Raw genomic sequence first — 25,024 nt, 5'->3', positions numbered from 1 at the left:
GACCTCAGCCCACATCCGGCTGAGGTTCCTCCGTTTCGTCGTTTCGACTCGAAGCTCCTCCCTCAGCGGGAGGCGAAGCGGGAGAGGATGTCGCTCAGGGAGTGATCTCGGCGACGCGCTCGAGGTCGGAGGCAGGGGTCGGGCGGTCGCGCTGAGTGGCGATGGCGGTGCCGGCCGCGGCGCACACGATGGCGATGGCCACCACCTCGAGCGCCGTGAACCGCTCGCTCAGGATGAGCCAGCCGAACAGGGCCGCCACCACCGGCCCGAACGCGGTGATGATCGCGTAGAGGCGCGGCGTGATGCGCCGGAGGATGAAGGTGTCGAGGCTGTAGGGAAGGGCCGACGACAGGATCCCGACACCGACGAGCAGCGCCACCACGTTCCAGTCGATCGCGCTCGCGTCGAGCGTGAGGATTGCCAGCGGCAGCAGGATGGCGAGGCTCACGATGCCGGCGACGGTGAGGCCTTCGAGCCCAGGCAGCCGTGTCGCCACCCGCCGCGTGAGCACGATGTAGGCGGCCCACGCCGCGGCCGCGGTGAGCGCCAGCACGACGCCCCAGGTGTTGATCGTGCCGTCGAAACCCGTGAGCAGAACCACGCCCACACCTGCCGCGAGCGCACAGATCACATCGAGCAGGCGTCGGCTCGTGGCGAGGGCCAGCGAAAGCGGGCCGAGGAACTCGATGGTCGCCGCGATCCCGAGCCCGAGCAGGTGCACCGACTGGTAGAAGGTGACGTTCATCACCGCGAGGGTGACGCCGAGCATCAGCGCCGGCCAGAGCCGTCGCCAGGTGAGTCCCGACCGGGTGGGCCGATAGAACGGCAGCAACACCGCCGCCATCACGAGCTGGCGCGCCGCCACCACCACGAAGGCTCCCACGATGGGGATCACGAGCCCGGCCAGCGCCGAACCGAGGTTGATGCTCACCTCGGTGCCGAGCTGGGTGGCCGCCCCGATGCTCCGTCGCCGTGCCGCGTGCGCGCGCCCATCCGGAGCCGTCTGGTCAGTCACTCCTCGACCCTAGCCCGGACGCTGCGGCCCCTGAGCACCGGCCGGCGAGCAGATGCGCCACAATGACCACATGGGGACCCCGGCTGAGCGTGAGAGCTCGGGGCTCGTGCGCCGGCCGTGGTGATGGAGTGCGCGATACCTCATTGCGGTGCCCATCTGCGTGGTGTTCGCGGCGGTCGGGCGCGGGCTCACCGGGGCCGGCAACGACTCGCTCGTGCCGTCGTTGGTGATCGCCGGTCTCGTCGGCGTGGGGATCGCACTCCTCGTCGCGGCGGCGGAGCAGACGAACGCCGCACGGGTACGCGCGGTTCTGAAGCGGTATCCCGGGGCCGTGGTGATGATCGACGTGCGCGCGGCACCCACCACCGCGTGGGTGATCAATCACCTGACCGGCTCGAACCGGGTCTCGTCCCAGCTCCTCGCTGTCGCCTTCGACGAGTTCGGGATGCACGTGCTCTCGGGGTTCTTCGGCCGGAGCGACATCCTCCACGTGCGGTGGGAGTTGATCGGCGGATTCTTCGCCGGCACCGTGCGCGATTCCCTCGAGCGCCCGTTTCCGGCCCTGCTGGTGTCGATCGCCACAACCGGCCGGCCGGCCGTGCTGCCCTTCGCGTGGGCCGGCGACAACGCACACCAGCCGTTCGCGCGGGGGATCGACTCGATCTGCGCTCAGCTGGAGGGCATGCTCGCTGCCGCCCAGGCGCGCGGGTGAGGGACGTTCACTGCGTTCAGGGGGCCGGCGTCGCGGTGGAGTCGGTGCCGGCCACGGACGCGGTCACCTCGACCAGCGACTGAGTGGCGGCGATCTGCTGCACCGCGGCCTGTGCGGCTTCGTCGGCGACCGTGAGATCGAGCATCTGCGACGGGGGGATGGTTCCGACGGGCTGCACCACCCAGGCCCGCGCCGATTCGAGCGGCACGCTCGCCGCGATCTGCTGCCAGAGGGCCACCGGGGCGTCGACCGCGGCATCCGGCTCGGCGCTGACGGTGAACCGGCCATCGGCGCTCATCGCGTCGAACTCGAGATTCTCCTGCACGCCACCGGCCTCGGCGGCGAGGTCGAGGAGCTCGGTGACGGCGGCGTGCAGCACCGCCGGGTCGTCGTCGTCGAGAGTCACGCAGAAGAAGCCACCGCAGTCTCCGCTGCCCCGGGCGCTCGCCACGAGAAAGCGCGGATCGTCACGGATGCCCAGGAAGACCGCGAGCGTCGCTCCTCCGCCGAGGTTCGAGAAGCTGCGGCCGTCGCCGAGTTCCCACGTGAGATAGGCGCTCGACCAACCGGCGTCGTGCGCCTTCTTGTCGGCCGCCTTCGCGAGATCGAAGAGCGCGTCGTCGGGCACATCGGGGTCGAGCTGGATGCTGACCGCGATGCTGGGCGACCATGGGTCGGTCGAGACATCGGCCACCGCCGACTCCACCCAGTTCTGCCCATCGATCCACTCCGCGACGCGGTCGCCGTCGGATTGGCCGGGCCGAGAACATCCACTCAGCAGCGCCGCGACGGCACCCGCCACGAGGGCGCCCGCCAGCATCCGTCGTGCCGCACCCGCTCGAGCCATGAGGCGACCCTACCGCAGAAACTGACGATTCGTCAGCCGTGGCCGAGAAGTGCGGCCCGGGGCTCCCACCACCTGAGCGCCCCGGGCCGCACGATCAGTGCCGAGGCGTCACGCGCCCCAGCTGGCCTGCGCGCCACCCACGCGTTCGGCCACGATCTTCTCCTGGTATCCCGAGGCCTTGAAGGCGGCGATCGGGTCGCCGGCGAGACCGCGCGACTCGCGCCACTCGGCGAGAGCGGGCCGCACGTCGGTGTAGAAGGCGTCCATCAGGATGCCGTTGGCACCGAGCACGTCGTTCTCGTTCTGCGCGGCGAGCAGGGCCGGCCGGTCGACGAGCAGGGCGCGGGCCGTCATCTCCTGCACGTTGAGGACGGAGCGCATCTGCCCGGTGATCTTGTCTTCGACGTTGTGGCACTGGTCGAGCATGAAGGCCACGGGTGAGCCGGCGTCGTAGCCGCCACCGCGCACCACCTCGACCATGATGCGGAACAGCTGGAACGGATCCGCCGCCCCCACGATGAGGTCGTCGTCGGCGTAGAAGCGCGAGTTGAAGTCGAACGAACCGAGCTTGCCGAGCCGCAGCAGCTGCGCCACGATGAACTCGATGTTGGTGCCCGGCGCGTGATGGCCGGTGTCGAGGCAGGTGAACGCCTTCGGGCCGAGGGCGGCGACGTGGGCGTAGGAGGTGCCCCAGTCGGGAACGTCGGTGTGGTAGAAAGCGGGCTCGAAGAACTTGTACTCGAGCACCATCCGCTGCTCGTCGCCGAGGGCGGCGTAGATCTCCTGCAGTGACTCGGCGAGCCAGTCCTGACGGGAGCGGATGTCGCCCTGTCCGGGGTAGTTGGTGCCGTCGGCCAGCCAGATCTTGAGGTCCTGCGAACCGGTGAGGTGCATGATCTCGATGCACTCGAGGTGGTGGTCGATGGCCTTGCGTCGAGTGGCGGCGTCAGCTGATGTCAATGAGCCGAACTTGTAGGCGTCGTCTTGGAAGGTGTTGGAGTTGACCGTGCCGAGATCGACGCCGAGGTCGTTGGCGTGGGCGCGGAGGGCCGCGTAGTCGGACACCTTGTCCCACGGGATGTGGATGGCGACCTTCGGGGCGAGCCCGGTGTAGGTGTTCACCTGAGCCGCATCCGCGATCTTCTCCTCGGGGGTGCGCGGGGTGCCGGGCGTGCCGAAGACCTTGAAGCGTGTGCCGGAGTTGCCGAACGCCCAGGAGGGCAGCTCGATCGCTTGGCGTTCGAGCTCGGATGCGATGTCGCTGAACTGCACCATGGGAATTCTCTTTCGTGATCTGGTGGGTCGTGAATCGTTGTTGAAACGATTCACCTGTCTCTTACAATAGGTGTTCTCGGGGCGGGGATCGACACTCAGACGTCCCAGCTCCGCTTCTGCGCCAGGTCGACATGCCGGTGACGGATGCCGAGCAGAGCGGCCGCCGCTTTGATGTCGGCGGCGCGGTGTCCGACGCAGAGGGCCCAGTGGTGGCCGATGCCCGTCTGCGACCATTCGTCGACCCATTCACCCGGGTCCCCGCCGAAGTCGACCCGCGACGTGGTGTTGCCGATCTCGAGCAGCGGGCCCGGAACGACGGTGCCCTCGGAGGTGATGAACACGTACGAGCCGTCGCGATCCTGCCCGAGACCGAACGTCGTGACCGGGCCGCGTTGCACGTCGAACTCCACCGACACACCCCATCCGCGCTTGCCGTGGTACACGCCGAGGCCACGGAGCAGCGGGTCCCGTGCCGACACGGCGAGGTGCGCCGGGCCGTCATGCCCCATCTCGACGACGTCGTCGACGAAGTTGATGGCCTGGATCTCGGTGAACGAGCCGCCGGAGCCGATGGCCTGCGCGGCGAGCATGGCGATGGAGGTGCGCAGCTCGTACTCGCCGGCCATCGGGATGCCGCGGGCGGTGAGGATCGATGAGCCGAGGATCATGCCGGCGCCGAGCCGTTCATGCTGCTCCCCCTGCAGACCGCGATGGTAGTAGGCCACCGTGTCCAGATCGAAGTCCTCGACCAGCCGGTCGAGACCGACGGAGACCTTGGCACCCCAGTCGAAGTCCTCCTGGTCGACGGAGCCGTCGATGGTGAAGAGCTCGCGGGCGAGAGCAACACGCTCGCGCACCTGCGCGTCGGTGACCTCGTCGACGCGCACGCGCAGGTCGTCGAACTCGAGCACCTCCACGTGCGAGCCGAACTGGGTCTGCACGAGGGTGAGGTCGGTCGAGACATCCAGCATGCCGGGGTAGAGGTGGCCCATCAGGCCGTGGCGCGCGGTGCGCAGGCGGGCGCGAACTCCGGCGGCGTGCACCCACTGGTTGATGCGTGTCCAGGCCGACTCCTGCTTCAGGTGGCCCGACACGGAACGGAACGGGATGCCCGCGCGCGCGAACACGTTGGCGACCTCGGGCACGGGGCACTGGCCGCAGTAGGCGAGCCACTTGCCGGTGTCGAAGTTCGCGTGGTCCATGGCCTCGGTGGGCTGCAGGTCGATCACCAGCACGGGCGTGTGCGACTTCTGCGCGATCGGGAGCACCATCGACGAGGTGAGGTAGGTGGTGAGGAAGATCACGATGAGGTCGCAGTCGGCGACCCGCAGCTTCTCGGCGGCCGCGACGGCCTCCTGCGCATCCGACACGAAGCCCACGTCGACGACCTCGGCGTCGAGTTCGTTGAACCGGCCGGTCACATAGGCCGACGACTCCTGCAGCTGCGGAAGAAGCTCGGGGAACTGCGGCCAGTAGGCGGCGAGACCGCCGGCGACGAGGCCGATGCGGGTCTTGCGGCGGGTGAACGGGGTGAGGATGCTCATGACTCTTCCTGGGGAACGGAGAAAGAAGGAGGGGGCCGGCCGGCGCAGGGTGGGCCCGACGCCGGCCGGGGGTGACGCTACGGCTTAGAAGTCGTAGTCGTCGATGTTGTCGGCGTTGAACTTGGTGGGCGGGCCGACGACGATGATGCCGTCTGCTCCCACGGTCTTCTCGCCGAGGTCTCCCGCGGTGAAGGTGTCACCCTCCGCGCCGGTGATGGTGCCGTCGAGCAGCGCCTGGCCCGCGTAGGCCGCCACGTAGCCGAGCTGCGCCGGGTCCCACAGAGCGAACTCGGTGACGGTGCCGTCCTTGACGAATTCGCGCATCTCATTCGGGAGGCCGAGACCGGTGAGTGCGACCTTCCCCTTGTAGTCCGAGGTCGAGAGGTACTTGGCCGCCGCCGCGATGCCGACGGTCGTGGGCGAGATGATGCCCTTGAGGTTCGGGTAGCTCTGCAGCAGGCCCTGGGCCTCTTTGAACGACTTGTCCGCGTCGTCGTCGCCGTAGACCGTGGTGACGAGGTTGATGTTCGCGTAATCGGGGTTCGAGGCCAGCTCGTCCTCGATGTACTTGATCCACTCGTTCTGGTTGGTGGCGGTCGCCGTGGCGGAGAGGATGGCGATGTCGCCGCCCTCTGCACCGAGCTGCTTCGAGATCATCTCGAGCTGCACGAGTCCGACGTCCTTGGCCACGACCTGGCTCACGAACACGTCGCGGAAGTCGGGGTTGGTGTCGGAGTCGAACGCGACGATCTTCGCGCCGGCTTCGCGCGCCTGCTTCAGCGACGGGCCCACGGCGTCGGGGTCGTTGGCGGCGATCACGATGACGTTCGCGCCCTCCTGAGTGGCCTGCTCGATGAACGGCACCTGTGCGCTGGCGCTGGCCTCGAGCGGGCCGAGGGTGGAGGCGGAGAACCCGATCTCGCCGGCCGCGGTGTCGCCGCCGCCGAGCACCACGTCGGTGTACGGGTTGTTCAGCTGCTTGGGCAGGAACACGATCGAACCCGGGCTGTCGCCGCCGGCGCTGTCGGTCGACGTGGCGTCGCCCGAGCCCGCGCATCCGGTTGCCACGAGTGCGACCGAGGCGGCGAGAGCGGCGACGGCTGCGATCCGCCGGCCGCGACGGGAGCCGGAGCCCCCTGAGATGTGAAACAACTCCATTGTTCTTCCTTTCTTAGGGCACGCCTGGTGCGTTAGGCGCTGATGTGACCGGAGGTGGACAACCTCTGGACTTCTCTGCGAACCCGGGCCAGCCGGATGCGCTCCCGGATCCAGCCGGTGAGGCTGGGGCCGACGACGGAGATCACGAGCAAGGCACCCGTGACGATGGTGAGAGTGGTCTCGGGTACCTTCGCGAGCCGCAGGGCGTAGGTGAGGGTGCCGATGAGCAGCACGCCGGCGACGACACCGGGGATGGTGCCCTTGCCACCGAAGATCGAGACCCCACCGAGCAGCACCGCCGCGATGACGCTGAGCTCGATGCCGGTGGCGTTGTCGGGCCCTGCGCTCGCGAAGCGCAGCGTCCAGTAGACGCCCACGAGGCTCGAGACCAGGCCGGTGGCGACGAACAGCCAGAACTTCGCGTGCCCGACCCGGATGCCGACGAAGGTCGCGGCCTCCTTGCTGAACCCGAGTGCGTAGAGCCCACGGCCGAACGGGGTGAAGTGCAGCAGGACGCCGAAGAAGGCGATCACCACGAGCACCAGGATCATCACCACGGGGATGCCGGTGGCGCCGATCTTCGCGGTCGAGAGATCGGTGAGCCAGGTGGGGAAGTTCGACACCTTGCCGTCGCCGATCACCACGAGCGCCAGGCCGCGGTACAGCGCCAGGGTGCCGATGGTGACGGCGAGGGACGGCAGCCCGAGCGTGGTGATGAGGAAGCCGTTGAACGCCCCGGCGGCCACGCCCACGAGGAGGCAGAGCACGATGACGATGCCGATGTCCAGACCACTGTCGCGCCAGAGCACACCCATGACGGCGCTGGTGAGCCCGGCCGTGCTGGCCACCGAGAGGTCGATCTCCCCGGAGATGATCACGAGGGCCATCGGCATCGCGATGAGGATGATCGGCACGATCTGGATGAGGAGGAACCCCACGGTCAGCGTGCTCGCGAAGTTCTTCACCGAGATGCAGGAGACGAGGATCACCACGAGGAGCACCGCGAAGATGATGGCGTCGTTGCCGCGCAGCCAGCGCGGGAGGCCGCGCTTCGGGGCGGCGCTCGTATCGATGAGCGTCTCAGACATCACGGGCCTCCTTGACTCGGAGCTTGCGGGTATTTCGGATGCTCACCACGCGGTCGATCACGATGGCCGCCAGGATCAGCACACCGACGATGGCCTGCTGCCAGAACTTGTCGACGCGGGTGGCGGTGAGCGAGGAGGTGATGGTGCTGAGCAGCACGGCGCCGATCGCGGCGCCGACCACGGTGCCCGAGCCGCCGAAGATGGCGACACCGCCCACCACGACCGCCGCCACCACGTCGAGCTCGAGGCCGGATCCGGTCAGAGCACCGACCGAGTTGTAGCGGGAGGCGTAGAGGATGCCGGCCAGGCCCGTCAGAGCACCGCAGGCGATGAAGGCGGCCATCACCCGGCGGCCCGTCGGGATGCCGAACAGCTTGGCGGCATCCGGGTCGGAGCCGATGGCGTAGAGGTCGCGGCCACCGCGGCGGAAGCCGAGGATGACGGCCACCACCACCACGACGACCACGGCCATGATCGTGATGATCGGGAAGCCGAAGAAGGTGTCGACCGAGAGGTTGCCGAACTCCTTGGGGTTGTCGCCCGAGAAGTACTGCTTGCTGCCGGCCCAGGTGGAGAGGATGCCGCGGTAGATGTACATCGTGCCGAGCGTGATCACCAGCGCGGGCACCTTGGCGAGGGTCACCAGCAGGCCGTTCACCGCGCCGAGCAGCCCGCCGAACACGATCCCGATGAGGAACACGAGCGGGATGGGCATCCCGGGCGCGATGTTGAAGAGAGAGCCCGTGCCGAAGGCCACGAGGCCCACGATCGACCCGATGGAGAGGTCGACGTTGCGGGTGATCACCACGAGCGCCTGACCCACGGCCAGGATGATCATGATGGTCGCGTTGAGCAGCAGGTCTTTGACGCTCTGAGGGGAGAGGAACAGCGGGTTGATCGCGAAGGTGATCAGCACGAGCGCCACGAGCGCGGCGGCGACGGGGATCTCGCGCTGGCGGACGAAGGCTGCAACGGGATTGCGTCTCTCGTGCGCCGGGGTCTTCTCCGAGAGGACGGTGGTGGTGGTCATGACGCTGTCCCTTCGGTGGCGAGGTTCACCGAGGCGGTCGCGGCGTGCATCACGCGTTCTGCCGTGGCCGCCTCGCGGTCGATCTGGGCGGTGATGCGTCCCTCGTGCATGACGAGCACGCGGTCGGCCATGCCGAGCACCTCGGGGAGCTCGGACGAGATCATCAGGATGGCGATGCCGCGCCCGGCGAGATCGGAGAGCAGCCGGTGCACCTCGGACTTCGTGCCGACGTCGATGCCGCGGGTGGGCTCGTCGACGATCAGCAGGCGGGGCTCGGTGGCGAGCCACTTGGCGATCACGACCTTCTGCTGGTTTCCGCCGGAGAGGGTCGAGACCGCGTAGTCCTGAGATCCGGTCTTCACCTGGAGGCGTTTCGACCAGTCCTCGGCCACCCGGCGCTCGGTGCGGCCGTTGATGAGGCCGAACGTCGCGAGCGACTTGCGGAGGGTGAGCGTGGCGTTCTTGGCCACGGAGAGGTCCATCACGAGGCCCTGCTTGCGGCGGTCTTCGGGCACGAAGCCGATGCCGGCGTCGATCGCGGCCTGCGGGCTGTGCGGCTTGAGGGCCTTGCCGTCGAGGGTCACCGTACCCTGGTCGTACCTGTCGATGCCGAAGACGGCGCGGGCCACCTCGGTGCGGCCGGCGCCCACGAGCCCGGAGAGGGCCACGATCTCGCCCGCCTTGACCTCGAAGTCGATGTCGCGGAAGACGCCGGCGCGCCCGAGTCCCTCGACCTTCAGCACGGTCTCGCCGATCGCGGCCTCCGACTTGGGGAAGAGCGCGTCGATGTTGCGGCCCACCATCTCGCGCACGATCTCGTCGACGGTGACATCCGCGGTGACATGGGTGGAGATGTATCGGCCGTCGCGCATCACGGTGATGCGGTCGCACAGCGCGAACACCTCCTCGAACCGGTGCGAGATGAAGAGGATGCCGGCCCCCCGTTCGCGAAGCGACCGGGCGACACCGAAGAGACGCTCCACCTCGACGCCGGAGAGCGCCGCCGTGGGTTCATCCATCACGAGCACCTTGGCGTCGAGCGAGATGGCCTTCGCGATCTCGATGATCTGCTGATCGGCGATCGAGAGGCCCTCGGCCACGCGGTCGGGATCGATGGGCACACCGAGTCGGGCGAAGAGCTCGCGCGCCTGGCGGCGCATCTCACCCCGGTTGATCAAGCCGGCGCGTCCTCGAGGCTGGCGGCCGATGAAGATGTTCTCCGCGACCGTGAGGTCGGGGAAGAGCGTGGGCTCCTGGTAGATCACGGAGATGCCGGCAGCCTTGCTGTCGGCAGGGGTGCGGAAGCTGACGTCGTCGCCGGAGACGCGGAACTGGCCGCCATCCGGCTGGTGCACCCCCGCGAGGATCTTCACGAGCGTCGACTTGCCGGCGCCGTTCTCGCCCACGAGGGCGTGGATCTCACCCGGCACGAGCTGGATGGTGCCATCGGCCAGGGCCACGACAGGGCCGAAGGTCTTGCTGGCGCCGAGGAGCGAGAGCACAGGAGTCGGTGCGGGCGTGCCCGCGTTCGTCGGTTCGGTATAGGGGTCAGTCGCCATTGGCTACCCACCACCTCCACATCGAGGTTTGAAAGTGAATCGTTTAAATTTGGGTCTGGGAAGACTTTACGGGCAGCGATTCGACGGCGTCAAGCCGGAAGCCAAATCGTTAGCGTCGCGCCGCACGAATGCCGGTCGGGGCGAGTTGGATCCCAACCCTGCCGTCTGATGGGGTCCGTCCGCTATCCTCATGAAACGTTCTACATGAGCAGTGTTCGATCACGGTGAGGTGGGTATGGCAGCGGCCAATGTGCGAGACGTCGCCGCCTTGGCGGGGGTTTCCGTCGGCACGGTGTCCAACGTGCTGAACCAGTCGAAGCGTGTCGCCCCCGAGACCGCGAGACGCGTGCACGACGCCATCGACAAGCTGGGGTTCATCCGCAACGATGCGGCGCGGCAGTTGCGTGTGGGTCAGAGCCGCACGGTCGGCATCATGGTGCTGGATGTCTCGAACCCCTTCTTCACCGACATCGCGCGCGGTGCCGAAGACGCCCTCAGTCAGCACGGGCGGTCGCTCATCCTGGGCAACAGCGGCGAGGACTCGGCCCGTGAACTCAGCTACCTCGATCTGTTCGAGGAGCAGCGCGTGTCGGGTCTGCTGATCACTCCGGTGGGGAACGTGCTCTCCCGCCTCGAACGCCTGCGGGATCGGGGTTCGCCGGTCGTCTTGGTCGACCGTCATGAGAACGCGCGAACGTTCAGCTCGGTGTCGGTCGATGACCAGCGCGGTGGCCAGCTCGCCGTCGAGCACCTGCTCGACGTGGGCCGCACGAAGCTCGCGTTCGTCGGGGGACCGAAGGCCGTGCTGCAGGTGGCCGACCGGTCGCGGGGCGCCCGCGACGCGATCAGTGAGCGGGGGGCCCGGCCCATCCGCATGGTCGAACTCGACACGATGCGTGCCGATGCGGGGCGGGTGGGCGCCGAGCAGCTGCTCGCGTTGGCGCCCGCCGATCGGCCCGACGCCGTGTTCGCGGCGAACGACCTCATCGCCCTCGGGGTTCTGCAGGCGCTCACGCATGCGGGGGTGCGGGTGCCCGACGACATCGCGATCATCGGCTACGACGACATCTACTTCGCGGCGAACGCGGCCATCCCCATCACGTCGATCCGCCAGCCGGCTTGGGAGATGGGCCGCACGGCGACGGAGCTCCTCATGGCCGAGATCGCCGATCCCGGGCTGCGTGACTACCGCCACGTGGTGTTCCAGCCGGAGCTGGTGGTGCGGGCCTCGACCGTCTCACCGGGCTGAGCCGGCCGGGACGCCCCGCTGCTCCACCCCCGCACCGGACTGAATCCCCCGGGGCCTGAATCGTTTCACCACCATCCTCGAGGTGGACAACGCCAAACGAGACGAAGACCGGCGGCTCGGTGGCCGAGGTTTTCGTCTCGTTTGGCGCTGTCGGCGTTCGTGCCCGGGATGAGTGCGCGGCCCGCTGCGTCGGCGGGCCGCGCGGTGGTCAACTGCGGGTTCTCGCCGTGAGGCGTCGCGTGAGGACCAGGGCGGCACCGAGCACCAGAACACCGAGCGCGATACCAGCCACCGGGCTACTGTCGGCAGCACCCGTGCTCGCCAGCGCGTGGGGAGTGCCCGACGAGCCGCCGGAGGCGGCAGGCTGCACGGGCGCGGTCGAGGCCGTCGGCGACGGGGTCGGGGTGGGTGTCGGCACGGGATCTGCCGCGGCGATCACGATCGTGTACTCCTCATACGTGATGTAGATGCCCGTCGACGCCGTCAGAATGAACGTCCAACTGCCCGCGGTGGTCGGAACACCTGAGATGACGCCTGACGTGCGGTCGAGCATGAGGCCGGGTGGGAGTTCACTTGCCGTGGCGGTGAAGTACGGAGTAGGGGCGCCCGTCGCGGTCACCGTGAAGGAGTAGGGCGCGTTCACCGTGCCTCCGGGTGGAGGCCCCGAGGTGATCACGGGCGGAAAGGGGGTCGCGGGCGACACGGTGATCTTGATGATCCCGGTGCCGGGAGTGCCGAACCCATTGGACGCCGTGACCGCGAAGGTGTAGCTGCCGTCGGCTGTCGGGGTGCCGTGGATCTCGCCGGTGACGGCATCCAGCACGAGCCCAGGCGGCAGCGCCCCACTCGTGACGGTGAACTGATTCGCTGCCGGTTGGGCGACGGCCTCGACGACGTAGCTGAACGGGCTGCCGACCTGGGCGGTCGCGCCGGTGGTTGCCGCGAGCAGTGGGCTGGCCTGTACGTCGTACATCGTGAGTGTGGAGCGAGCTCGAGTGTTGGTCACAGTGAACACGTGATGGCTCACCGGGTCGACCGTCGCGCTGTCCAGCAGGCCCGTCACCAGGGATCCAGGTGTCTCACCCTGCAGAGTGTCGAGCCGGAGACCGACGAGCGAGGTGCCGAATGTGACGTAGACGAGTCGAAGGCCAGGGTCGACGGTGATCGAACCCGGCATTCCGGCGAGGGGCCCCGTCGTCTCCGTTCTCGTCATCGAGCTGTCGTAGGACTCGATCGTGTACTCATAGGGGGCGGTGGCGGACTCGGTGCCGACCAGCAGCCTGTCGACGGAGTAGGTGAGGGTGATCGGTGCGAGCGCCATGGGGATGGTGTCTGACGGAGTGATTCTGACGATCGTCGAGATCACCTTGTCTTCCGCACTGGCCACATAGGCCGTCGCGGTCGACGGATCGACGGCGATCGCGTTCGGTTCGCTGCCCACCGGCACGATCCTGCGTGAGCCGGAGTCGAGATCGATGACGCTGACGTCATCGGTGGTGACGTTCGCGACGTAGGCGAGATGCGTGACCGAGTCGACGGCGACACTGTTCGAACTGCCCCCACCAGTGGCATAGGAAGCGACGACGGTGTTGACCATGGGCGAGGAGGGATCTCCGTCCACGACCCGCAGCAGAGCTCCGATCGGATCGGACACGACCACCTCGTGGCTCGACTCGTCGAGGGCGAGGCCCGCCGACGCCGGCCCCAGCACGACCGATGTGATGGGCGTGATCATTCCTCCAGCCAAGTCGAAGACGAGGAGGTCGGACGAGACGCTGTCGATCGCGTACCCGCGCTGGGTTCCGGAGTCGATGAGAAGAGGGCTGACGCCCAGTGCGTCGACCGGAACGACGCTGTCGAGTTCGGTGAGGAGGATGTCGCGGGTGGCCGCGCCGAAGGCGGCGGAGCCGCCGCCGAGCGCGCCCGCGCCGGCGAGGAGCGCCGCCACACCGATCCCGGCGAGGAGCCTCGCCGGGCGATGGCGGCGACTGTGACGCGCGCCTAGGGCGGATACGTGATGAAAACTCGCGTCTGGCATAGGGTGAGGTTAGCTCAGAAGATGCGCGAACGCCACGCGCATCCCGGAAACACCGCCGCAACACGTCCACGGTAGGGTCGCACCCATGGTTGACCTGTTCGACGGCTACGGCGCCACACTGCTGCCGAGGTCCCGCCGCGGAAGCGCGGATCCCTGGGACGAGATGTTCCCCGAGCCGAAGTCGCACGACCCCGTCGAGGCCCGCGCGGCCTACAAAGACATCTACAACGCGCTGGCCCGGATGACGCAGGAAGAGCTGCGCGGAAGAACCGACGCGCTCGCCAGCAGCTACCTCGCCCAGGGCGTCACCTTCGACTTCGCCGGCGAGGAGCGCCCCTTTCCGCTCGACGCCGTGCCGCGCGTGATCGCGCAGAGCGAGTGGGTCGACGTCGAGGCCGGCATCAAGCAGCGCGTCAAGGCGCTCGAGGCCTTCCTCGCCGACATCTACGGCTCCCAGGCCGCCGTGCGCGACGGGGTCATCCCCGCCGGTCTCATCAGCTCGAGCAACCACTTCCACCGCGAAGCGGCCGGAATCGTGTCGCCGAACAACGTGCGCATCCAGGTGTCGGGCATCGACCTCATCCGCGACGAGAACGGCGCCTGGCGCGTGCTCGAAGACAACGTGCGCGTGCCATCCGGTGTCTCGTACGTCATCTCCAACAGGCGGGTGATGGCGCAGACCCTCCCCGAGCTCTTCGTCTCCATGCGCGTGCGGCCCGTCGGCGACTACCCGAACAAGCTCCTGCAGGCGCTGCGCGCATCCGCCCCCGACGGCATCGACGACCCGACAGTCGTCGTGCTCACCCCCGGCGTCTACAACTCCGCCTACTTCGAGCACACCCTGCTCGCCCGCCTGATGGGCGTCGAACTGGTCGAGGGCCGCGACCTCTTCTGCTCCGGCGGCAAGGTGTGGATGCGCACCACCGCCGGCCCCACCCGCGTCGACGTCATCTACCGCCGCGTCGACGACGAGTTCATCGACCCGCTGCAGTTCCGCGCCGATTCGATGCTCGGCTCCCCGGGTCTCCTGCTCGCGGCCCGGCTCGGCAACGTCACCATCGCCAACGCGGTCGGCAACGGCGTGGCCGACGACAAGCTCGTGTACACCTACATGCCCGACCTCATCCAGTACTACCTGGGCGAGAAGGCCATCATCCCGAACGTCGACACCTGGCGGCTCGAAGACCCGGGGGCCCTCGAGGAGGTGCTCGACCGTCTCGACGAACTCGTCGTGAAACCGGTCGACGGATCGGGCGGCAAGGGTCTCGTGGTGGGGCCTGACGCCTCGCCCAAGGAGCTCGAGACCCTCCGTGCCCGGCTCATCGCCGACCCCCGTGGCTGGATCGCCCAGCCCGTGGTGCAGCTCTCCACCATCCCCACCCTCGTCGAAGACGGGATGCGCCCTCGCCACGCAGACCTCCGGCCGTTCGCGGTGAACGACGGATCCGACGTCTGGGTGCTCCCCGGCGGCCTCACCCGCGTGGCGCTCCCGGAGGGCCAGCTCGTGGTCAACAGCTCGCAGGGCGGCGGATCGAAGGACACCTGGGTGGTGGGCCTCGATCCGCTCTCCTCCTCGAGCGACGGCCACAACATCCAGGGGCTCGTGGCCGAACAGGCCGCGAACACGCAGGCCATCCAGATCATCGGCCACCAGCCCGACCACTCGCCCGAAGACCGGCCACGCAACCAGGACCAGGCTCAGCAACAGCAACAACAAGGCACCGCCGACGCCGGGGAGGTGCTCTGATGCCCATGCTCTCCCGCATCGCCGAATCGCTCTTCTGGATCGGCCGCTACATCGAGCGCTCCGACGGCACCGCGCGCATCCTCGACGTGCACCTCCAGCTCCTCCTCGAAGACCCGTGGATCGAGGAGAACCTCGCCTGCCGCTCGCTGCTCAGCGTGATGGGGTCTGACGTTCCCGACGACGAGCGCTCCCTCACCCGAGCCGATGTGCTGGCCACCCTCGCCATCGACCGCACGCACCCCGCATCCATCGCCTACTCGCTCGGCGCCGCCCGCGAGAATGCGCGCCGCGCCCGCGAGATCGTGTCGACCGAGCTCTGGGAGTGCCTCAACACCACCCGGGCCAAGATGCCGCGCAAGATCTCGGGTGACAAGACGCACGAGTTCTTCGGCTGGGTGCGCGACCGCGCGGCGCTCGCCGTGGGCATCATGGAGTCGAGCGCCAGCCGCGACGAGGCCTGGCACTTCTTCACCCTCGGCCGCAGCATCGAACGTGCCGACATGACCGCGCGGCTGCTCGCCACACGCTCCCTGACCGAGGCATCCGGACCCTCGTGGACCACGATCCTCCGCTCCTGCGGCGCCTACGAGTCATACCTGCGCACCTACCGCGGCGTGCCGAGCGCTCGCAACGCGGCCGAGTTCCTGCTGCTCGACCGGTTGTTCCCCCGCAGCATCCTCTACTCCGTCTCGCGCGCCGAACAGTGCCTGCGCGACCTCGCGCCGCGCAACGAGCGGCTCGGCGTCACCGACAATTCGCAGCGACTGCTCGGCCAGATCCGGTCGCAGCTCGAGTACCGCCCCATCACCGACATCCTGCACGAGCTGCCCCGCTACATGGACAGCGTTCAGGATGCCACCAGCGCCACCTCGGAGGCCGTCCGGCAGCGCTACTTCCCCACCAACACGGCCCCGAGCTGGATCGGAGAGAGCGTATGAACCGGTTACGCATCCGGCACATCACCGGCTACCGCTACGAGGGCGAGGTGCAGGCCTCCTACAACGAGGCCCGGATGCTCCCGGTGTCGAGCGAGGGGCAGTTCGTTCTGCACTCGTCGCTCGAGATCGCGCCCGTCTCCTCGAGCCACAACTACGTCGACTACTGGGGCACCCGGGTGTCGTCGTTCGAGGTGTTGACGCCGCACAAGGAGCTGTCGCTCACCGCGACCTCGCTCGTGGAGGTGCGCAACCGGGCGCACGCCCCGCATCCGGTCGACTGGGAGCTGCTCGCCAACGCGGCGGCCACGTCCACCACCTACGTCGAGCAGACCAAGCAGACGAAGCTCACCGAACCGGCCGCCGATCTCGCCGAACTGGCCGAGGAGATCGCGGCCCGGCACGTGAGCCCGTGCGACGCGGCACTCGAGATCTGCACCGAGATCGGCCGTCAGGTCGAGTACGTGCAGGGTGTGACCGGAGTGCAGTCCACCGCTCGGGAATCGTGGCTCGACAAGCGCGGCGTCTGCCAGGACATCACGCACATCGCCCTCGGGGCCTTGCGCTCGGTGGGCATCCCGGCCCGCTACGTGTCGGGCTACCTGCACCCGAAACCGGATGCGGCGATCGGCGAGACCATCGCCGGGGAGTCGCACGCGTGGGTCGAGTGGTTCTGCGGCGACTGGCGTGCCTTCGACCCCACGAACCTGATCGACATCGGCGAGCGGCACGTGATCGTGGGCCGCGGCCGCGACTACAACGACGTCGCACCGCTGCGCGGGGTGTACGCGGGACCGTTCGGCTCGGAACTGTTCGTGAAGGTGGAGATCACGCGCGAGTCGTGACCGCCGCCGCAGGTTCGCAACGATCGACGGAGGTTCGTGCGATCGACGGGCGGTCGATCCGTCGTTCTCCCGATCCGACGCGAAACTCCGTCGATTCCGTGGAGCGGATGTCACAATGACGTATGCCTGAGCCTGGTCGTCGCGCGAGCGCGCACTTCACCGCCACCTTCGTCGATGAGGTCGGCGTCGAGATCACCTACTACGGCTGGACGGTCGAGCGGCCGCGCGCCGTCATCCAGATCGCCCACGGTCTCGGCGAGCACGCGCTGCGGTACGCCACCGTCGCCGGTGAGCTGAACGCCGCGGGCTACAGCGTCTACGCGGCCGACCAGCGCGGGCACGGGGCCACCGGACTCGCCCAGCACGGTGGCGACCGGTCGAAACTCGGGCGGCTCGGCCCGGGCGGATTGCGGGCCACGGTCGACGACATCCGTCAGCTGGGGGTGCAGGTCGCGCGCGAGCATCCGGATGTTCCCCTGGTGCTGCTCGGCCACAGCTGGGGCTCGCTCATGGTGCAGAAGATCGTGAACTCCCCGGCGCTGCTGCACTATGCCGGCGTGGTGCTGAGCGGCACGGCGTACCGGATGCCCGGGCACATGGACGGCGGCGACCTCACCCGCAAGCACCGGCCCGCCACCGGATCGGGCAGCGGCTTCGAGTGGCTGAGCCGCGACGAGGGAGCCCAGAAGCGGGCTGCCGACGACGAGCTCATGTTCCCCGCCGAGGTGCTGAAGCTGTTCGGCGTGGTCGACGGGCTGCGGCTGTTCGGCCGCCCGGCGAAGCGGCTGGCGGCGGATGTTCCGCTCCTCATCCTCGTGGGCGACGACGACACGCTCGGCGGCCGAGCCAGTGCCACGCGTCTCCGCGACGCGTATCGCCGGCGTTCGGGCCTCACCGACGTCGAGCTGCATGTGTATCCGGGTGCCCGGCACGAGGTGCTGAACGAGACCAATCGCGACGAGGTGGTGGGCGATCTGGTGGCGTGGCTCGACGCGCATGATTTCGCGAACGGCGCCCGCGGGGGTGCAGTCGCCTGATTCGCCGAAGCCTGATCCGCCGGCGCGGTCAGCAGTCGTCGGAGAGGTAGTACGAGCGGGTCGGCCCGGACGAGCCCGACCAGAAGTTGAGCCGCACCGCCGGGCCGCGCGCGGCATCGGCGAGGTGCGAGAACTCGAAGAGGCCGCCTGGAGTGAGGCCGGCCTCGGCGGCGTCGATGAACTCCGTGGTGGCCGATGCGACATCCTGCTCGCCATGGCCGAGCGCGAGCCGGTAATGGAATGCCGTGGTTGCGGCTTCGGGCGTGACCGGGGTGATGAGCCGCATCGGCTGATGGGCGCACACGAAGCCGCCCACGACCGCCCAGCCGCCCGCGCCGTCGGGCTGCTCGATCTCGGGCAGCTCGTGCGTGAACGGATCGGGCACATCGATGGGGAACGAAGGGATGAGGGCGACTGAAGCGGCCACAGCCAGTGCCGTCGCCGACGAGTGGAGGATCATCCGCCCACGCTATCAGAAACCGAGCAATGCTCAGTCCATGCCGACGATGATCTCCGGCTCCTCGAAATCGGCCACGATCGTGGGCATCGAGGCGGTGATGACCGAGCCGTCGGCGCGCACCGTGCCCTCGATGTCGGAGGTGGTGGGCGCTCCCTCGATGGTGGGGCGGTCGTCGGCGAGGGCGACCGTCACAGGCGCGCCCGGTGCCACCTCGATGCGGTCTCCGCGAACCCAGAGCTCGACGGCGTCGCCCTCGTCGATCGTGAAGGTCATGCGGGTCTGCCGCAGGTCGACCTCGATGAGTGAGCCCCGGATGCACACGTGGAAGACGAGGGACTCCCACTCCTCGGGCAGCCGCGGGTCGAAGGTGAACTTGCCGAGGTAGTCGCGCATGCCGCCGAAACCGAAGGTGAGCGCGCTCCACACTCCGCCGGTCGAGGCCACGTGGATGCCGTCGGCCGAGTTGTTGTGCAGGTCGGCCAGGTCGACGAACAGGGCCGCGCGGAAGTACCCGAGCGCCAGCTCCCGGTAGCCCACCTCGGCCGCGATGATCGACTGCGTGGATGCCGACAGCGTCGAGTCGCCGGTGGTGAGCGCGTCGTAGTACTCGAAGTCGGCGCGCTTCTCGGCGGTGGTGAACTCGTCGCCCTGCAGGAGCAGCGCGAGCACGACATCCGCCTGCTTGATCACCTGGAAGCGGTAGATCACGAGCGGGTGGAAATGCAGCAGCAGGGGGCGCTTCGAGGCCGGGGTGTTCTCGAGGTCCCACAGCTCCTTCTCGAGGAACTGCGCATCCTGCGGGTGGATGCCGAGGTCTTCGTCGAACAGGATGTACATGGCCTCGGCGGCGGTCTTCCACTCGAGGATCTCGTCCTGCTGCAGATCGAGCCGGTTCACCATCAGCTCGTAGGCCGCGGGGTCGGTGTCGCGCATGCGCTGGGTCTGCCGCACGGCCGCCCGAAGGTTGGCCCGGGCCATCACGTTGGTGAAGAGGTTGTCGTTCACCACGGTGGTGTACTCGTCCGGGCCCGTCACGCCGTGGATGTGGAAGGTCTCCGCGCCGCCGCCACGACCGCGCCAGAAGCCGAGATCGGCCCACATCCGCGCCGTCTCGACCAGGATGTCGATGGCGCCGCGGTAGAGGAAGTCGTAGTCGCCCGTGGCCGACACGTACTGCGAGAGGGCATGCGAGATGTCGGCGTCGATGTGGTACTGAGCGGTGCCGGCGGCGTAGTACGCCGACGATTCGAGACCGTTGATCGTGCGCCACGGGAAGAGCGCGCCGCGCTGGTTCAGCTCGACCGCGCGATCGCGCGCCGCGTCGAGCATCTTCTCGCGGAAGCGCAGGGCGTTGCGCGCCACCTGCGGCGACGTGTAGGTGAGGTAGGGGAGCACGTAGATCTCGGTGTCCCAGAAGTAGTGTCCGCCATAGCCCGACCCCGACACACCCTTGGCCGCGATGCCGCCGCCGTCGGTGCGCGCTGTCGACTGCGCGAGCTGGAAGAGGTTCCAGCGCACCGCCTGCTGCACATCGGGATGCCCGGCGATCACGATGTCGGACCGCTTCCAGTAGTCGGCGAGCCACTCCACCTGCTTGTCGAACACCTCCTCGATCGGTGTCTCACGGATGCGGTCGAGCGTGCGGTTCGTGCGGTCGGCGAGCTCGGTCGCGGGCACCGTCGACGAGGTGTGGTACGCGATGGTCTTCACCAGACGGATGCGCTGACCGGCCTTCGCGTGCACCCGGTAGACCTGCTTGGCGATGTCGTCGTCGATCTGCGCCGACTCGTCCCAGTCGTTGTCGGTCTCGAGGTGGTGCTCGGCGCCGACGGCGATGGTCATGCCCGAGTTGGCGGTGCGGTAGCCGAGAACGTAGCGACCCTCGTGAATCCACTTGTGCCGCGGCAGCAGCACGCGGTCTTTGAAGCCGGAGGCCTTGCGCGGGTCGGCGATCGCCCCGCCGTTCGTGCTGGTGCCCGCCGCCGGCGTGAACTCGTCGACACGGTCTTGGCGGTTGATGATCTGGCTCGAGATGAGCACCGAGGCATCGGTGTCGAGCATGGTCACCTCGTAGTCGATCACGGCGAGGTGCCGGTCGGTGAACGAGACGAGCCGGCGCGAGCGGATGAGCACGTGCTTGCCCGAGGGCGTGCGCCACTCCACCACCCGCTCGAGCACGCCGGTGCGGAAGTCGAGCGTGCGGGAGTACTCGATGGTCTCCGCATCGGCGATGACGAACGGCTCGTCGTCGACGTAGAGGCGGATGACGCGGGCATCCGGTGCATTGACGATGGTCTGACCGACGCGGGCGAAGCCGTAGGCCTCCTCGGCGTGCCGGATCTGCCAGGTGTCGTGGAACCCGTTGATGAAGGTGCCCTCGGCGTAGGCCTTGTGGCCCTCCTCGAAGTTGCCGCGCAGGCCGAGGTAGCCGTTGCCGACCGCGAAGAGCGTCTCGGTGCGGCCCTGGGTGGCGGTGTGATAGCCGATCTCGGTGAGCGCCCACTCGTCGAGCGGGAACTGCGTGCGATCGAGCGGGTCGGATGCGATGGGGTTCATCAGTGCCTTTTCAGCGAAGAGAGGATCTGGCGTTGGTGCGGTTGATCGATGCTAGCGAAGGGAGCGGACAGGCGGATGCAGCATCCGAAGCTGTGGAGAACTGGGTGCAGCGGCGGGGTTGTGGACTAGCGAAGGGCCGGGATGAGCTCGTCGAGGTCTTCGACCACGATGTCGGCCCCGGAGTCGAACAGCTCCTGAGCACCCACCCCGCGGTCGACGCCCACCACGAGACCGAAGGCGCCGTCACGGCCGGCCTGCACGCCGGAATGCGCATCCTCGACCACGACGCAGTCGTCGGGGGTGAGGCCGAGAAGAGTCGCCGCGTACACGTAGGTGTCGGGCGCGGGCTTGCCGGGCAGGCCCGCCTCGACGGCGACCATCCCGTCGACGATTACCTCGAAGCGATCCCGGATGCCGGCTGCCGACAGCACCGACACGGCATTCCGCGAGCTCGACACCACGGCCACGTCGTAGCCCGCGGCGATGACGGCGGTGATGAAGTCGAGCGAACCCGGATAGGGGGCCACGCCGTTCTCGGCGAGCTCGGCGGCGAACGCCTCGTTCTTGCGATTGCCGAGCGCCCACACGGTGGTGTCTCCGGGAGCGTCGTCCGCATGGCCGGTGGGCAGCGACAGCCCCCGGGACTCGAGGAGCGAGCGCACACCGTCGACACGCGGTTTGCCGTCGATGAAGAGGTAGTAGTCGTCATCCGTGTACGGCTCGGCTCCGACCTCGTCGAGGTACGGCTGGAACAGGCGGCCCCAGGCGCGCATGTGCACATCGACGGTGGGCGTGAGCACGCCGTCGAGGTCGAACAGGAACGCCCGAGCCGTGGCGAGGCGGCTCTGATCGCGAATGACGGTGTCGGTCATACCTCAACGTTAGAGGGTGGGCGTGAACGCCGTGTTATCGCGGCGTTTCCGTTGGTGTCCGACTGCGCCCCGCTGCCGGGCGCCCACGGGGGAGATCATGCGCTCGAACAGGTCGATGCCCTGATCGCGGAACAGTGCGGGCAACGGATGCAGCGGACTCCGAGGATCGGCGAAGGACTCCGTGACGGCGGCCCCCGCCGACCGCTCCGCGGCGAGGTAGGCGGGCGATCCGTAGGCGATCGGGCGCGGGTTGTCCGGTGCTTCAGCGTCGAGGCCGGCGACCACGATCTCGGCGAGGGAGTTCGTGAGTCGGCACGCGATGACCGCGCTGAGCAGCCTGCCGACCTCGTCGCCCAGGGTGATCGCTCGCCCGACGTGGTCGATCGTGTCCGCCTCCGGCAAGCCTGCCCTGCATTCCACGACCGCCGCGGCGAAGAGGGGAGCGAAGACATCGCCGGCGCCGTCGTGGTCGGAGACGGCGTCCGCCGCACGGGCGAGCACGACGTCGATGTGCCGCGACACGGCGGCCTCGGGCTGGATGGATGGAGAAGGGAGGGCGTGGGCGGCCTCGGCCAGTCGCATCCGGGCGAGCGCCTGCAGCTCGTCAGCCAGGCCGGGGACGGAATCGGCGAGTTCATCGGATTCGGCCCCGGCGGCCTGCCGCAGACGCGGGAACGCGCGCCGGCCGAGCCAGTCGGCCGCCACGGCTCGGCGCCAGCCGTCGAGGCCGTCATCCGCCGTATCGACGAGTCGGGCTGCCAGCGGCACGAGCCTCTGCCGATCGACATCGTTCAGGCCGTCATTGAGCTCGCGGCCGTACTGTGCCAGCACGGCCGACACGCACGTGGGATGGTCGCTCATCTCCTCCCCCGCGAGCAGCGCCACCACCTCGAGCAGACATATCCCCTGATCGGCGCTCTGATGGCTCTCGACGTCGAGCACCCACGGGGCCGGGTCGAACGAGTGCTGCATGCTGCCTCCTGGGCGTGAATGCTGCGCCATGTTGCTTCCCCTCCGGGCGCAATGATGATTGCTCACCTTAGCTCGGGTGGTCGATTCTGTCGACACCGGCGAGCGTCGGTCGTGCGGAACTAGGCTGGGGTCATGCACGGTGAATACAAGGTGCCCGGCGGCAAGCTCGTCGTGGTCGACCTCGACGACGTCGAGGGGCGCATCCGCAATTTCCGCCTGGCCGGGGATTTCTTCCTGGAGCCGGATGACGCGCTGCCGCTGATCGATTCGGCCGTGGAGGGTCTCCCCTCCGACAGTGACGCCGCCACGATCGCGGCCGCCGTGCGGGCCGCCCTGCCCGAGGGGGCCCAGCTGCTCGGCTTCAGCCCCGAGGCGGTCGCCACCGCCGTTCGGCGCTCGCTCGCGAAGGCCACGAGCTGGGATGCCTACGACTGGCAGGTCATCCACTCCGGGTCGGAGACCCCGCAGATGCAGCTGGCGCTCGATGAGGTGCTCGCCATCGAGGTGGGCGAGGGCCGGCGGGCTCCCACGCTGAGGGTGTGGGAGTGGAACGAACCGGCCGTGGTGATCGGCAGCTTCCAGTCGGTGAAGAACGAGGTCGACCTCGAGAACGCGGCGAAGTACGGCTTCGAGGTGGTGCGCCGCATCTCGGGCGGGGGCGCCATGTTCATGGACGCCAACTCCGTCGTCACCTACTCGATCTACGCCCCCGCGGCGCTCGTGCAGGGCATGACCTTCGCCGACTCCTACGCCTACCTCGACGAATGGGTGATCACGGGCCTCAAGTCGCTCGGTATCGACGCGTTCTACCAGCCGCTCAACGACATCTCCTCGGCCAAGGGCAAGATCGGCGGCGCCGCGCAGAAGCGGCTCGGCAACGGTGCGGTGATGCACCACGCCACCCTGAGCTACGACATGGACGGCGAGAAGATGGTGCAGGTGCTGCGCATCGGCCGCGAGAAGATGAGCGACAAGGGCACGAAGTCGGCCGCGAAACGCGTCGATCCGCTGCGCAGCCAGACCGGCCTGCCTCGGGCCGAGATCATCGACCGCCTGATCGCCACCTTCACCGGCCTCTACGGCGCCACCCCCTCGGAGATCACCCCGGAGGAGCGTGCGCAGGCCGAAGAGCTGGTGCGCACGAAATTCAGCACCCCCGAATGGATTGGACGCGTTCCGTGAGCGACTCTGCCCCCCTTCCCGAATTCACCGTGGCCGGTCTGGAGGCCGTGCCGAGCCTCGAGCTCGCGAGCTTCTCGAAAGAGGATGCCTACGAGCTCGGTGTCATCGCGGCAGAGCTCATCCGTGCGCGCGGATTGAACCTCGCGGTCGACGTGGTGATCGACGATGACCTGGTGTTCCGGGCCAAGTTCGGCGGCACGGGCGTCGGCAACGACGAGTGGCTGGAGGGCAAGGCGGCGGTGGCGAGCTACTTCGGCGTGCCGTCGCTGCTGGTGCGCCTCCGCCTCGAGGCCGAGGGAACGCCGTTCGAGGAGTTGCAGGACCCGAACATCGACCACGACGTCATGAAGGCGCACGGCGGCTCCATCCCGATCTTCGCCGACGGGGTGCTCGTGGGCACCATCACCACCTCCGGCGAACCGGATGTGGTCGACCACCAGACCGCGGCCGACGCCGTCGAGGCCTACCGCGCCCGCCGTCAGGGCTGACGTCCGCCCTGCCGGTCTGCGACCGGCCGGTTCTAGGACTGACCGCCCGGCACGTGCCCCTCGGCCAGAACGTGGGCTTCGGCGGCGAGTTCCGGCCAGTCCTCCTGGTCGGTGACGCTCACCCAGCGGGCAGCCGGTGCCGCGGCGACCGGCCCCTCGGCCACCGCCGCCATTCCGCGCGCGATCAGGTCGTCGGCACGGGCACCGGGGAGCTGGACCAGCAGGGAGTCCCCGCCGAGAGCGGCGAAGACACGACCGTGGACGGAGAGCGTGTCGCCCGACCGCGACACATCCCGATCGGGATCGTCGAGCAGCTGGATGGCGAGGGTTTCGAAGGCAGCGGATTCGGTCACACTTCACCTTATTCGCCCCTGTTCCGTTTCGATGAGCGCGAAGCCGCACGGGAGGGGCTGAA

Annotated in this window: 22 protein-coding genes; 8 read left to right on the top strand and 14 right to left on the bottom strand. The window is 68.5% G+C overall.

Annotated features, from left to right (window positions below):
* Nucleotides 1–94: 94 nt before the first annotated feature.
* Nucleotides 95–1,015, bottom strand: a complete 921-nt coding sequence (locus tag EPO52_RS08940; RefSeq protein ID WP_290804909.1) for an EamA family transporter — start codon at nt 1,013–1,015, stop codon at nt 95–97.
* Nucleotides 1,016–1,163: 148 nt separating this feature from the next.
* Here EPO52_RS08940 and EPO52_RS08935 point away from each other — a divergent pair, with 148 nt between their 5' ends.
* Complete coding sequence (locus tag EPO52_RS08935; RefSeq protein ID WP_290804906.1) at nt 1,164–1,727, top strand: hypothetical protein; 564 nt, start codon at nt 1,164–1,166, stop codon at nt 1,725–1,727.
* 16 nt (nt 1,728–1,743) lie between these two features.
* Here EPO52_RS08935 and EPO52_RS08930 read toward each other — a convergent pair whose 3' ends face one another.
* The 7 genes from EPO52_RS08930 to EPO52_RS08900 all read right to left on the bottom strand — a co-directional run bounded on the left by EPO52_RS08930 (nt 1,744) and on the right by EPO52_RS08900 (nt 10,228).
* Complete coding sequence (locus EPO52_RS08930; RefSeq protein ID WP_290804904.1) at nt 1,744–2,574, bottom strand: hypothetical protein; 831 nt, start codon at nt 2,572–2,574, stop codon at nt 1,744–1,746.
* A 108-nt stretch (nt 2,575–2,682) separates the two neighbouring features.
* Nucleotides 2,683–3,849, bottom strand: coding sequence for an L-rhamnose isomerase (rhaI, locus tag EPO52_RS08925; protein ID WP_290804901.1), 1,167 nt, complete (start codon nt 3,847–3,849; stop codon nt 2,683–2,685).
* 95 nt (nt 3,850–3,944) lie between these two features.
* Complete coding sequence (locus EPO52_RS08920; RefSeq protein ID WP_290804898.1) at nt 3,945–5,393, bottom strand: L-fucose/L-arabinose isomerase family protein; 1,449 nt, start codon at nt 5,391–5,393, stop codon at nt 3,945–3,947.
* Nucleotides 5,394–5,477: 84 nt separating this feature from the next.
* The gene (gene rhaS, locus EPO52_RS08915) at nt 5,478–6,551 is read right to left on the bottom strand and encodes a rhamnose ABC transporter substrate-binding protein (RefSeq protein ID WP_290804894.1); all 1,074 of its coding nucleotides are present in this window, start codon (nt 6,549–6,551) and stop codon (nt 5,478–5,480) included.
* 32 nt (nt 6,552–6,583) lie between these two features.
* On the bottom strand, nt 6,584–7,639 hold the full coding sequence (locus EPO52_RS08910) for an ABC transporter permease (RefSeq protein WP_290804891.1): 1,056 nt from the start codon (nt 7,637–7,639) through the stop codon (nt 6,584–6,586).
* Nucleotides 7,632–8,669, bottom strand: a complete 1,038-nt coding sequence (locus tag EPO52_RS08905; RefSeq protein WP_290804888.1) for an ABC transporter permease — start codon at nt 8,667–8,669, stop codon at nt 7,632–7,634. Before EPO52_RS08905 ends, EPO52_RS08910 begins: the two co-directional genes overlap by 8 nt.
* Nucleotides 8,666–10,228, bottom strand: coding sequence for a sugar ABC transporter ATP-binding protein (locus tag EPO52_RS08900; protein WP_290804885.1), 1,563 nt, complete (start codon nt 10,226–10,228; stop codon nt 8,666–8,668). The genes EPO52_RS08905 and EPO52_RS08900 overlap by 4 nt, the downstream gene beginning before the upstream one ends.
* A gap of 235 nt (nt 10,229–10,463) precedes the next feature.
* Between EPO52_RS08900 and EPO52_RS08895 the strand changes: the two genes are divergently transcribed.
* Nucleotides 10,464–11,477 carry a substrate-binding domain-containing protein gene (locus EPO52_RS08895; protein ID WP_290804882.1) on the top strand — a complete coding sequence of 338 codons (1,014 nt, stop codon included), beginning with the start codon at nt 10,464–10,466 and terminating at the stop codon, nt 11,475–11,477.
* Nucleotides 11,478–11,685: 208 nt separating this feature from the next.
* Here EPO52_RS08895 and EPO52_RS08890 read toward each other — a convergent pair whose 3' ends face one another.
* Nucleotides 11,686–13,425, bottom strand: coding sequence for a putative Ig domain-containing protein (locus EPO52_RS08890; protein WP_290804879.1), 1,740 nt, complete (start codon nt 13,423–13,425; stop codon nt 11,686–11,688).
* A gap of 175 nt (nt 13,426–13,600) precedes the next feature.
* Between EPO52_RS08890 and EPO52_RS08885 the strand changes: the two genes are divergently transcribed.
* The 4 genes from EPO52_RS08885 to EPO52_RS08870 all read left to right on the top strand — a co-directional run bounded on the left by EPO52_RS08885 (nt 13,601) and on the right by EPO52_RS08870 (nt 18,079).
* The gene (locus tag EPO52_RS08885; RefSeq protein WP_290804876.1) at nt 13,601–15,262 is read left to right on the top strand and encodes a circularly permuted type 2 ATP-grasp protein; all 1,662 of its coding nucleotides are present in this window, start codon (nt 13,601–13,603) and stop codon (nt 15,260–15,262) included.
* Nucleotides 15,263–15,267: 5 nt separating this feature from the next.
* Nucleotides 15,268–16,200 carry an alpha-E domain-containing protein gene (locus EPO52_RS08880; RefSeq protein WP_290806174.1) on the top strand — a complete coding sequence of 311 codons (933 nt, stop codon included), beginning with the start codon at nt 15,268–15,270 and terminating at the stop codon, nt 16,198–16,200.
* A complete protein-coding gene (locus tag EPO52_RS08875; RefSeq protein WP_290804874.1) occupies nt 16,197–17,042 on the top strand; it encodes a transglutaminase family protein in 846 nt (281 codons plus the stop codon). Before EPO52_RS08880 ends, EPO52_RS08875 begins: the two co-directional genes overlap by 4 nt.
* A 122-nt stretch (nt 17,043–17,164) precedes the next feature.
* Complete coding sequence (locus EPO52_RS08870; RefSeq protein ID WP_290804871.1) at nt 17,165–18,079, top strand: alpha/beta hydrolase; 915 nt, start codon at nt 17,165–17,167, stop codon at nt 18,077–18,079.
* 28 nt (nt 18,080–18,107) lie between these two features.
* On the opposite strand, the gene EPO52_RS08865 is transcribed toward EPO52_RS08870, so the two are convergent.
* From EPO52_RS08865 to EPO52_RS08850, 4 genes are all read right to left on the bottom strand, one after another.
* On the bottom strand, nt 18,108–18,539 hold the full coding sequence (locus tag EPO52_RS08865; RefSeq protein WP_290804868.1) for a hypothetical protein: 432 nt from the start codon (nt 18,537–18,539) through the stop codon (nt 18,108–18,110).
* Between the two features lie 30 nt (nt 18,540–18,569).
* Nucleotides 18,570–21,095, bottom strand: coding sequence for a glycosyl hydrolase family 65 protein (locus EPO52_RS08860; RefSeq protein ID WP_290804865.1), 2,526 nt, complete (start codon nt 21,093–21,095; stop codon nt 18,570–18,572).
* Between the two features lie 125 nt (nt 21,096–21,220).
* Entirely contained in the window at nt 21,221–21,967 is a 747-nt protein-coding gene (locus EPO52_RS08855) for an HAD-IA family hydrolase (protein ID WP_290804863.1), read from the bottom strand.
* Nucleotides 21,968–21,976: 9 nt separating this feature from the next.
* On the bottom strand, nt 21,977–22,939 hold the full coding sequence (locus EPO52_RS08850) for a hypothetical protein (RefSeq protein WP_290804861.1): 963 nt from the start codon (nt 22,937–22,939) through the stop codon (nt 21,977–21,979).
* Between the two features lie 132 nt (nt 22,940–23,071).
* Between EPO52_RS08850 and EPO52_RS08845 the strand changes: the two genes are divergently transcribed.
* A complete protein-coding gene (locus EPO52_RS08845; RefSeq protein WP_290804860.1) occupies nt 23,072–24,121 on the top strand; it encodes a biotin/lipoate A/B protein ligase family protein in 1,050 nt (349 codons plus the stop codon).
* Entirely contained in the window at nt 24,118–24,609 is a 492-nt protein-coding gene (locus EPO52_RS08840; RefSeq protein ID WP_290804857.1) for a heme-binding protein, read from the top strand. The genes EPO52_RS08845 and EPO52_RS08840 overlap by 4 nt, the downstream gene beginning before the upstream one ends.
* Before the next feature lie 32 nt (nt 24,610–24,641).
* On the opposite strand, the gene EPO52_RS08835 is transcribed toward EPO52_RS08840, so the two are convergent.
* The gene (locus EPO52_RS08835; RefSeq protein WP_290804854.1) at nt 24,642–24,962 is read right to left on the bottom strand and encodes a hypothetical protein; all 321 of its coding nucleotides are present in this window, start codon (nt 24,960–24,962) and stop codon (nt 24,642–24,644) included.
* Nucleotides 24,963–25,024 lie beyond the last annotated feature (62 nt).

It is taken from the genome of Herbiconiux sp., from assembly GCF_004297105.1.
GTDB lineage: Bacteria > Actinomycetota > Actinomycetes > Actinomycetales > Microbacteriaceae > Herbiconiux.
This window is presented reverse-complemented; position numbering and strand designations above follow the sequence as displayed.